Origin of the sequence: Bacillus benzoevorans (genome assembly GCF_014207535.1) — a bacterium.
In the GTDB taxonomy this organism is placed as follows: domain Bacteria; phylum Bacillota; class Bacilli; order Bacillales; family Cytobacillaceae; genus Bacillus_BD; species Bacillus_BD benzoevorans.
In genome coordinates, this window is sequence record NZ_JACHGK010000012.1 from 148,322 (window position 1) to 158,842 (window position 10,521).

General features: G+C 39.7%; 6 protein-coding genes. 4 read left to right on the plus strand and 2 right to left on the minus strand.

Annotated elements, in window-relative coordinates:
* Window positions 1-260: 260 nt before the first annotated feature.
* Window positions 261-3,896, minus strand: a complete 3,636-nt coding sequence (locus tag HNR53_RS16300; protein WP_184527915.1) for a hypothetical protein — start codon at window positions 3,894-3,896, stop codon at window positions 261-263.
* A gap of 294 nt (window positions 3,897-4,190) precedes the next feature.
* On the opposite strand from HNR53_RS16300, the gene HNR53_RS16305 reads away from it, so the two are divergent.
* From HNR53_RS16305 to HNR53_RS16315, 3 genes are all read left to right on the plus strand, one after another.
* Window positions 4,191-4,469 carry a hypothetical protein gene (locus HNR53_RS16305; RefSeq protein ID WP_184527917.1) on the plus strand — a complete coding sequence of 93 codons (279 nt, stop codon included), beginning with the start codon at window positions 4,191-4,193 and terminating at the stop codon, window positions 4,467-4,469.
* 340 nt (window positions 4,470-4,809) lie between these two features.
* Complete coding sequence (locus tag HNR53_RS16310; protein WP_184527919.1) at window positions 4,810-5,742, plus strand: hypothetical protein; 933 nt, start codon at window positions 4,810-4,812, stop codon at window positions 5,740-5,742.
* 279 nt (window positions 5,743-6,021) lie between these two features.
* Complete coding sequence (locus HNR53_RS16315) at window positions 6,022-8,109, plus strand: transglycosylase domain-containing protein (protein ID WP_246439622.1); 2,088 nt, start codon at window positions 6,022-6,024, stop codon at window positions 8,107-8,109.
* 328 nt (window positions 8,110-8,437) lie between these two features.
* On the opposite strand, the gene HNR53_RS16320 is transcribed toward HNR53_RS16315, so the two are convergent.
* Complete coding sequence (locus HNR53_RS16320; RefSeq protein ID WP_184527921.1) at window positions 8,438-8,632, minus strand: hypothetical protein; 195 nt, start codon at window positions 8,630-8,632, stop codon at window positions 8,438-8,440.
* Between the two features lie 356 nt (window positions 8,633-8,988).
* On the opposite strand from HNR53_RS16320, the gene HNR53_RS16325 reads away from it, so the two are divergent.
* The gene (locus HNR53_RS16325; protein ID WP_184527923.1) at window positions 8,989-10,374 is read left to right on the plus strand and encodes an MDR family MFS transporter; all 1,386 of its coding nucleotides are present in this window, start codon (window positions 8,989-8,991) and stop codon (window positions 10,372-10,374) included.
* Window positions 10,375-10,521 lie beyond the last annotated feature (147 nt).

The following is a 10,521-nucleotide window of genomic DNA, read 5'->3' on the forward strand; positions in this document are numbered from 1 at the left end:
TTTACTCGATAATAAAGGTTTTGCGCACCTTAGTTGTAGCAAATCTGTGACATATATATGGCAAAGTTCGCAAAAAGATTGTGAAAAATAGCGCAAACGAACCTTTATTTCCTTTGAATAGCAGAATAGTAATGCCATATTCCTATAAAAAGTGAATGATGAGCGAAATGGCTGCTGAATGCCCATTTTTGCCGAAAAAAAGAAGCACGGTAAACCCGCACTTCCTCTTATTATGATAAAGATAAGCATTAATTCTTTGTTTAATCCCAATCTTTGAATTTCTTGATCCATTGTTCCTTTTTCTTTTGAAAAAAGGATTTACTATCCGTGTCTTTTTTCTGCTTCTGTAATTCATTGAAGCCGGCAAAGCCGATTAGGGTCAGTCCTGCAATAACGAGGTATCCCCACCATGGGAAATTACCCCAGAACGGCCTTGTTTGCAGGAGGACATTTAACAGCAAGACAGCGATACCAACAAAGAAATAAGATTTTATCCGGTATTGCATACCTCCGATGATAGATGCTAAAGAAAGGACTCCGATAATGATCGCATCGTAAATCGTATTACTTTTCAGCGCATCTAATACCAAAATTATTGTAACGATCACTAAGACAATCGTCTGCGCCAAAGTCATCACCTGTTTATAATCCTGCCATGTACGCCTGCTTAAGAAAATGGTTAAAGCAATGTACGGGAGGACAAACAGTTCGGTTACAATATATTGGTTCCATTCAAATTCAAATAAGATCGTATAGTACGGCAATAAAAGTGAAATGGCCGCCAGTGTTTTGACGATCCGTTTTGCTGTAACTTCTGTGAAGCGGATTATCAGCATAAATAAATAATACACCACGAGTAATGCCGGAATTAACTTCAGCCACAGCATTTCCCATCCTGGAATGATCATGAACAGAATGAGGATATAGGCCGCTGATAGGATAGTATACCAATCGATTGCCAGTTTTCCTTCATTCTTCACAATCTCTTTATAAGTAAACTTGCCAAACAAATGATGGGCAAAAAATACGAGGACGACTAAAGCAATCTGCATCATTTTTTCAAGTGACGGCAGGAATTCCACCATGTAAATGACAGCCATTAATAATGGAATACATTGATAGATTCTCCAGTTTCTTTTGTGCAGCAGGAATAAAGTAAAGATGGTATAAACAGCAAATAGACCTAGATGAATGAGACCATCGTCATCGTAAAAAAGTTGAAAAGTTACTAGCCCCATGACAGCCTGTGGGATCAAATACCAGTCTATCCGCCTTTTCCATGTGAGACCCGCCGCTGCCCATACAATCGTGATCATTCCGGTCACAATCAAGAATAAGTAATCACCGGTCAGAACATCTTCCATCCGGTAATAGATGAAATGGAGATAAAAGATGACCGGGAGAGCGGTAAAGGCTGCATATAGGAATAATCTAATTTCCCATTCTTTTGTTTGCCTCAGTGTACTGTAAATGTAAACAGTTAAGGCTGGTAATAGAATGACCGGATGATAGGAAGCATATGATAAATAGAATACCGAGATTAGGAATGCCGGAACTAAATAAACATGTGCCGTCCAGAAAAAGTAAGGCTTTAACGCATCAATTTTTCTCCCAATAAATTCATAAACTGCCAGCAGAAAGAGCGGAATCAATAGACTATACAGTACCAGCCATTGCTGCACTAAGTTTATCTGCCTATCAAGGATTGCTGTCAAGGAAATGAAAAAGAAGAGGGATGTAAGACTGACAAAAATCCACAGAAACTGCTGCTTGATTTTATACACAAGCAAGACATATACCGCAATTCCGATGAAATAGATACTTGATATTAAATAAGGATGATCATATCCCTCAAGCGGAGTCGAGAGGATACTCAATGTATAAAGAGCAACACCTGTTAAGAATGTGTTGACATCAAGTGCGGTCTCGTTTCTTTTTTTCCATACATAACTAACGCCTAGTAAAAGAAGTCCGCCAAGTGCCAGGTGGCCAATGATTTCTACTTGGCTCTGGTAAAAAGTGAAACTTTTGTTTAAATAATCAAATAAAGTAATAACAGCAAAGCCCCAGCTGAGCGGATTCACCCATGCCGCAATCTTTTGTAACGTGTCGTCCGCGGTATGACGGTAGGTGAGGAAAGTAATCACCCCGAAGGCAAATAATAGGAATGTAGTCTGAGTTAATTCTTCATTAATAAGAGTTGAGATGATCGTGAGCGCCATTGTGCCGATGGAAACAATGAAACTGCTATTCTTAATGATAGTGAAATATTTAAAGTTGTTCAAAAGATAGAGTCCGGAGAACAAACCAGCGGCAAAAGCAAATAAGTATATTTCCAAGCCCCCGCCATCAAGACCCGGCAGTAACACATAATAGCTTTGCCAACATGCTGCCATCAGGAATACCGGCGCCAAATAACGGAAGATGGCCTTTTTTGCCATATTGGCCAAGATAAGGTAGTTAACCGCGATCATGAGATAGGCCGCCAATAACACGAATGAATCTTCATCAGAGCGCAGAAGCAATCCTTGATAACTGATGAAAATGAAGGCGCAGAATGATATGATTCCGCTGGTGAGGCGGAAAATTTTCGTCAACTCATCTTCCTTGCCCGTATATTTCTGAAAAACTAAGTACAGCATCCCAATCAAGGCAAAACCGAGGTAATCAAAATCCTGCAGCACAGAGTTTTCGATTAATTGATAGATGCCGTAAACAAACAGCAGGGTAAAAACAATATGATAATGCTTTGTTTTATTGACAAAAACCATTGAAATATAGAGAACAGCCGTCAATAGAATATTCACGCTGTAGAAGATTTCATTTTCAAAGAATAATAACATCAGCAGCGTACTGACAATTAAATTTAATTGGGTATAAACGGGTAATTCTTTTGTAAAAACAGACCATTTTTCGTGGTTTTTCAGTTTGTAATAGGCAAATAATAGCATGGCATTATACAGCATCATTCCGAGATAGAAGAAGTCACTTGGTAAATAAGTAAGTGCTAATAAATAGGCAGCAGCGATGGTAGCCGTTAAGTATGAGAACCAAACGAATAACCGGTGTCTATATTTGGCCGCAATATAGGAGTATAACGAAAGACAGATCATGCTGCTAACGAAACCAAACAGATATTTTCCTTCGCCATACATGGAGAACGTCGGTCCAAGCAATTCAAAATAAGCGATGGAAATGAGCGAGATCGGTAAGAAAAGGCTGCCCAGTGTCAGAAAGGCAAAAGCTGTTTTCGTAATTTTGAAGTATTTGCCGGCCACAAAACTGATGGTAAAGAAAACCACCGATACCAATGACACCATAATCACTTTTACCAGATTGTTCATGGAACTCCAGTTGCTTGTGCCAAATACAAGTCCGCCGATAAAGAGAAGGATCACCCCTAAAATCAGACCCCATGTAATATTTCTTTCTCTCGTCTGATCGGCGCTTTTCTCTTGCTTCGTGAAAGCTGGTCTTAGCTTTTCCTGGACAGGCGCCGAAATTGGATTGTCTTGTTCTGCTTCAGGTATGAATGATTCCGGTACCGTTTCATCCCCTTGTCCATTGTCCATCTGAGAAAAAGCAGCCTGCTTTTTCATGGCAGTAGTTTCAGCTTCCTGCTGCTGGCTGTCCTTCAACTTTTGGATTAGTTCCTTCAACGGATCCATAACTAGCAGTTCGGATTGTTCTGGATTCTGCAGCACTTTTGTTGTTTCGCTTGTTTCCGGTACTTCAATGGAAGCTTTATTTTTATCTAAGTTCTGCACATAAAGATTATAGGCGTATTTCATCCGATTATAGTCAAGTTCATCAATATACTTTTCATGCTTTAGCGCTTTTAGTTCCTCCTTAAAGATCTTCCGGCGTTCATGTGAATGTGAATCCCTCTCCACCATAAAAGCACCCCCCTTTGTTATTTTTGTATAAAAATTTCCAACCTTCTAAGAAAAAGATATCATATAATTCCGTAAACTTCGACAGGCAATAGTGACAACTCATCTATATTCCTTCCCCTTTTTCTTTCAAGTAGTTCTTTGCTAAATTTTTGGATGATTTGGTCTCTTTTCATGTTATCATTCAGAACAAAAAAATAAATACAGGTAGTACCTATTTAAAGAATGCCCTCACCAGGACACATGCCTTTCCGTATACTATTATGTCTTGTTTGAAAAAGGAAGGAGCATAGCAAAATGGATATTATTGAAATTGAAAATATTTTTCAGCAACAATTCGTTAAAGACGTTAACGAAAAGATAAAGGAAGCCTTAGGCGGGCAGGTACAAATTCATCCGATTGATTGGGAAAGCTTAAAATTAACCATTGACCACCATTCAGAAGAACTGAACATGATGAAAGAAACAATTGAAAACCATACAGTTGTGTTAAATGAGATCAAAACATCTTTAGAAAGATTAAATCACTTAGTTGCAGAGTTGAATAAACCGAGGAGTGCGTGGCGCATTAAATAGTCGTTTGTCTTCTTTCATTAGGATGAAGCAGAGATATTTGAAAAGGGGGGAGTAATAGGATGACTGTTACTTTTCCCTTTTTATTTACCCAGAATGTCCAAAGCAGGAGGGACCAGTTTTGTTTTATAAACGGAAATAAATAAGAATTGTCTAAAAATTTAAATAATTATACAAATAACATGTTATAATTTAGTTGTGAATAGAAAATTTTGTAAGTTACATGTAAAGAAGGAGGGATGCCTTTGACATAATATTTACTTCTATTCTTTCCTGATAACTGAAATTCTGTAGGAAGTACATAAAATGAATGGTTTTATGAAAAACTATAGGGGATGATTTTTTGAGAAAATTAACCGCATTAATTGGATTATGTCTGTTCTTTTTCGTAACGGCGTGCAGTTCGCAGCAAACCAATAGTAAACCTTTTGAACAAATGGCAAAAGCAAGCGGGGAAAATCATTTGATTTCCTATTATGAAACACTTGAACTAAAGGAAAAGATTGAATCCTCTGTTATCAAGAAAGTGTTCAAGAAATATGGAGAACCAGACGGCTATGAATTCAACATTAATCGGACAGCAAAGGAAGCAGTTCTAGTCATTCGTCCGATTTCGGAGAAAAAGTATAGCACTATGGCGATTGAACTTGAAAAAGCACTGTATGAGGCACTACAGGGAAGTGAATATTCAGAATATACTGTTAAAGTGATTCCACTTTGGAATAAAACCAATAACACTTCAAGACTTATTGAGGAGGACAATATCACAAAAGCAGTGTTTCAAGAGATGAACAGCAGCCAGCAAATGATTGTTCAGCCCGGAATTCAATTTGCTGCTACTGATGGCCGCATCGCGGTTCTTGATTTGACTTTTACGGTAAATGGGGCGCAAATTACTGACCCGTATCAAATCAATCAATATGCGAAAGAGTTTTATCGCCTTTCCGCTGAAAAAGGGTTCAGAGCCGATAAAGCAGACGTTTATTTTCTCAATAATGGGAATGTAGATTGGAGAACAAAATTCATTCCGGCTGTCGTTAAAGGGTTAAAGGAAACGGAAGAACTTCCTGTCACATCCGTGACAATCGTAAGTGAAAAGGATCCGATTATCATTAATACTTCGTTCAGCAGTACGGATACATCCTCTAGAGAGACGGTGAAGCGGATTGAAAAATTAGTGAATGAGTTCCTGCAATATGAAAAAATTAAAAAATCATTCACCGGACCCATTTCTATTTCTGTTCTTGGCACTGATGGCACCATCTTGAATAAATGAAAAAATTGGGTGAGATGTTTTGCACCCCCATAAAATGATTGATCATTGCGAACTATTTAAAGTAGTATATAGAATATGAAAACAAGAGTGTGATTGATCAATATATTTAAACGTCTATCCAAATGGCTAGGTGTTTATTTTTTTTGCGAAAATATAGATAGGTTGAAAGAATGTAAGCTTTTAATATGTATCCATGTAATGAATAAGAAAGTAGGAACAATAGTGGGCAGAATGGATAGAAGACAACAGCGAAAATCAGCGAAGAAAATTTGGGGGGCTATGAGTAGTAAAAGTCTATGGGTGAAGATATTCGCCGCCTGTGCCGCACTATTCATAGTCGGACTTCTCGTAGTAAATATCTTTATCTGGCGGACTGATGTCAGCAAGCTGGAGGAAGCGGTGCCGCAGCCAACGATCATTTATGACCAACACGGGAAAGCGGCCAGCAAGATTACAGGTTCGAAAATCGAAGGTGTTGGTATCAAGCAGATTCCAGAAGATATGATTCATGCGGTCATTTCAACAGAGGATCAGCTCTTTTATAAGCATCATGGAATTAACTATTTTGGCATCATGAGAGCCTTGTTTCAAAATATGACGAGCGGGGACATTGTCGCAGGCGGAAGTACAATCACGCAGCAGCTGGCAAAAAACGTGTTTTTAACTCATGAACGTACCTATAAACGAAAAATCAAAGAACTCATTATCACAAAAAAAATCGAACGGACCTATACAAAGGACGAGATCATGGAACGTTATTTAAATCAAATTTATCTTGGTGAAGGGGCCTGGGGCATTCAGCGCGCCGCACAAACCTACTTTGGCAAAGATGCCGAAGAACTGACACTAGGGGAATCCGCGCTAATTGCCGGAATCATTAAAGCTCCGAGTATTTTCTCGCCATTTAAAAATATGGATAAGGCGATTGAGCGAAGAAATCTTGTTCTTTCCTTGATGGAAAAAGAAGGCTACATTACAGCTAGTGAGAGAAAAGAGGCCGAGGCCGAGGCGGTTGTCTTAGAAGGAAGGGAGATGGATGATTATAAAGGACAGTATCCATATTATGTCGATCATATTATCACGGAAGCAATTGAAAAATATGACCTGACGGAAAATGAGATTCTCTCTGGCGGTTTAAAAATTTATACAGAATTAAATCCCGTCATTCAAGAGGCTGCTGAAAAAGTGTTTGCAGAAGGGGAAATGTTTCCAGCGAGCCCATCAGGCCAAACCGTTCAGGCAGGTGCGGTTTTCCTGGATCCAGCTGATGGCGGAATCAGCGCGTTGGTCGGCGGACGAGGAGAGCATACCTTCAGAGGTTTTAACCGGGCGACACAATTGAAGCGGCAGCCGGGTTCAACGATGAAACCGCTGGCCGTTTATACACCTGCGCTGGAACAGGGTTATGAGGTATTTGATCGTTTGCAGGACTCACCGCTTAATATCGATGGCTATGAGCCAATGAACTTTGACCGCCGTTTCCGCGGTGAAGTGACCATGTATGAGGCCCTGATTCGCTCCTATAATGTTCCGCCAGTATGGCTGTTGGATAAAATCGGGCTGCAATCAGGGACAAATGCAGTGAAGCGTTTTGGAATTCCATTGACGGAAGCGGACTATACATATGCATTAGCACTTGGAGGTATGAGCGAAGGTGTATCTCCCTTGCAAATGGCGCAGGCATATTCAGTGTTTCCCAATCATGGATTAAGAGTAGAGGCGCATACGATCACGCGAATTGAAAATCCCGCCGGGGAAGTGGTTGGAAAATGGCACACTAATGCAGTGAAGGTCACAGACGCTCAAGTGGCACAGAAAATCACCTTTATGTTAAGAGGGGTCGTGGAAGAAGGAACGGGAATAAAGGCGAAAGTCGATGGCTGGGAAATTGCCGGCAAAACAGGTACAACACAGCTTCCATTTGCTGTACAGAATGGAGCGAAAGATCACTGGTTCGTTGGCTACTCACCGGAAATTGTCGGGGCTGTTTGGATGGGCTATGATAAAACGGATGAAAATCACTTTATGCCAGACTCCAGTGGAGCAACGGTTACAAAAATCTTTCAGCAAGTTTTCTCACAGTCGATTAAGGAATTTTCGCAAAAAGAGTTTGACCTTTCAGCGGTTGAGAAAGACTTGAATAAACAGCTTGCCGCAGAGAAAAAACGTCAGGAAGAAGCGAAGAAGAAAGCAGAAGAAGAAAAGAAAAAACAGGAAGATGCCAAGAAAAAAGAAGAACGCAGCAATTGGTGGGATAGCTGGAAAGAACAGAAGGAAGTAGAAAAAGAACGGAAAAAAGAAGAGAAACAAAAAGAAAAAGAAGAGAAACAAAAAGAAGAAAAGAAGAAAGGGAAAGAAGAAGACTAACAAAATCGACAAGCAGCCGTGATGACCAAATAGTTGTCGTAGGATTAATCATGGATAATTAGTGGTTGTCTATTCTGATTAACGCTTGGAGTTCATACTAAAATGCTCCAAGTGTTTTTTTGTATGCACATCATTGTATTTAAAATAAGTAATGAAAACATATATTCACTATAAAATAATTATGTAAACTAATAATAGCACCATTTGAATCGCTTGAGAGATTGAGCAGTGCTTTCAAAAAAAACTCATCTCCTCAAATGCCGACTCTAATGGTGCTTTCCGTGAAAGATTTACATACACAAAAAGAGGTATAACAAAGGGGCTAAACCTAATAATTGCTTAATTTTTTTACGACCTTTTTCTTCATACCACGCTTTTTCATTTCCATTTTCAATAACGAAAGGCACTTTTTGCTTTCGATATATTTATTTAGGTCATAAAATGAATCTCGTTGTTTATGATATTTAAGCTGCTGTTTGTATTTAACGTACATATTTGCTAGTTCCTGATTAGTTAAAGCCATCGCATCTCACCTAAAAAAGAAATTTTCAAATCTTAATTAGCGTAAACCAGCTTGAATGAAAATTCAATAGTAAATACACATTAGGAGAAATTCATCCCCAAAACGGTAGGGAAAAGTCAGAAAAAGTTCATGAAATACAAAAAGTTTGTTATGTTTGCACAATGAATATAAATGAATGCAGACGGCAGCCGAACCGGAGGCAGCTGTCTTTCTCAACGCTCTAATCTGCAGATGGAAAGTTTATCAGGTAAATAATGGTCGACAGAATCAATCTGCTATTCTTATAGAGCTTTATCTATTATAATGAAGAACATCTATTGTTTTAGGAATTAATTGAAATAAAGAAAGGTGAACGTATGGAAAGGAAAACAAAACAGAATGTGGTCATCATATCGTTATTGATTGCCACTTTTTTAACAGCCATTGAAGGAACGATTGTCAGCACAGCGATGCCAAAAATAGCTGACGATTTGCATGGAAGCCAGTTATATACATGGGTCATATCTATTTATTTGTTAGCAACTGTCATTAGTATCCCGATATTTGGCAAACTAGCCGATTTATATGGGAGAAAAATTATGTTTACGGCGGGGGTTATTATTTTTCTAGCCGGTTCTGCCTTGTCCGGTTTATCACAGACAATGGAACAGCTTGTCTTGTTCCGCTTGCTGCAAGGAATCGGAGGAGGAGCGTTGACGACGCTGCCGTTTACGATTATTGGTGATATTTTTTCATTCGAACAGCGGGGAAAGGTCCAGGGCTTGATTGGAAGTGTCTGGGGGATCTCAGGCATTATCGGTCCGCTTGTTGGCGGCTTCATTGTAGATACGATTTCCTGGCACTGGATTTTCTTCATGAATATTCCTTTTGGAATCGTCTCCGTATTGATTTTATGGGTTTCTTTATTTGAACAGATTGAAAAGAAAAAACACAGCATCGATTATGGCGGGATTTTTGTTTTTGCTATCAGCATGACGTCGTTATTGTATGGACTAACTTTATTGAAAGATGAAAAACAGCTGACGTCCACTGTTTTATTGTTGTTTATGATTGCTCTCTTTGGAATGGTCTTATTTATTTGGATTGAAAAGAAGGCAAAAGAGCCCATGCTGCCGCTAACTTTATTTAAGGTTCGAATCCTTAATATCGCCAATCTTGCTGGATTTTTGCTGGGCTTTATTCTAGTTGTATCCACCTTTTATATTCCATTATGGGTCCAGGGAGTTGCCGGTTTAAACGCAACGTCTTCCGGTATGGCGATGCTGCCGATGTCGCTAGCTTGGCCGCTTGCCGGGATTTTAACAGGGAGATGGTTAGTGAAAACTTCCTTTGCCAGACTTGCGCTAGTTGGTACGGTCATTGTCATCGCTGGAAGCATGGGGTTAGCAGCAATGGTTACAGAAACAGGGATACCATGGATGATGTTTTTATCTGCGGTACTCGGGTTTGGTTTCGGGTTAGTGATCACAACCTTTACCGTCGCCGTTCAATCGGCTGTAGATTGGTCTTTACGGGGAGCGGCAATGGGTGCACATAATTTAATGAAAAGCCTCGGGCAGACCATTGGTATCGCCGTTTCGGGTCTTTGGCTCAGCGATAGGCTCTATGGACATGAACTCGAAGTTAGTTTGCACACTGTCTTTATGTTTCTGGTGGTACTGGCTGTTCTGGCTTTTTCCGTAACTTGTTTTTTAGCGGTGAACAAGGAAAAGAATGCTATCCGTCATTCTACCGAAAATTAAAGACAAGAATTTTTAGCATAGGATCTAAAAGGGACAGTTTTCAATCACTGTCCCTTTGTGCGCTTGGCAGCGCATCGGACTAACGGGTGAAAGTCCCGAACACGCCGCAGTGGCGGAAGTGTATAGCTGACAGGTAGTGCATTGCCG

Bases quoted from the DNA above. Each gene is read 5' to 3' on its own strand.
- HNR53_RS16320 (WP_184527921.1), bottom strand. From the start codon at position 8,632: ATGGCTTTAACTAATCAGGAACTAGCAAATATGTACGTTAAATACAAA.
- HNR53_RS16325 (WP_184527923.1), top strand. From the start codon at position 8,989: ATGGAAAGGAAAACAAAACAGAATGTGGTCATCATATCGTTATTGATT.
- HNR53_RS16305 (WP_184527917.1), top strand. From the start codon at position 4,191: ATGGATATTATTGAAATTGAAAATATTTTTCAGCAACAATTCGTTAAA.
- HNR53_RS16315 (WP_246439622.1), top strand. From the start codon at position 6,022: ATGAGTAGTAAAAGTCTATGGGTGAAGATATTCGCCGCCTGTGCCGCA.
- HNR53_RS16300 (WP_184527915.1), bottom strand. From the start codon at position 3,896: ATGGTGGAGAGGGATTCACATTCACATGAACGCCGGAAGATCTTTAAG.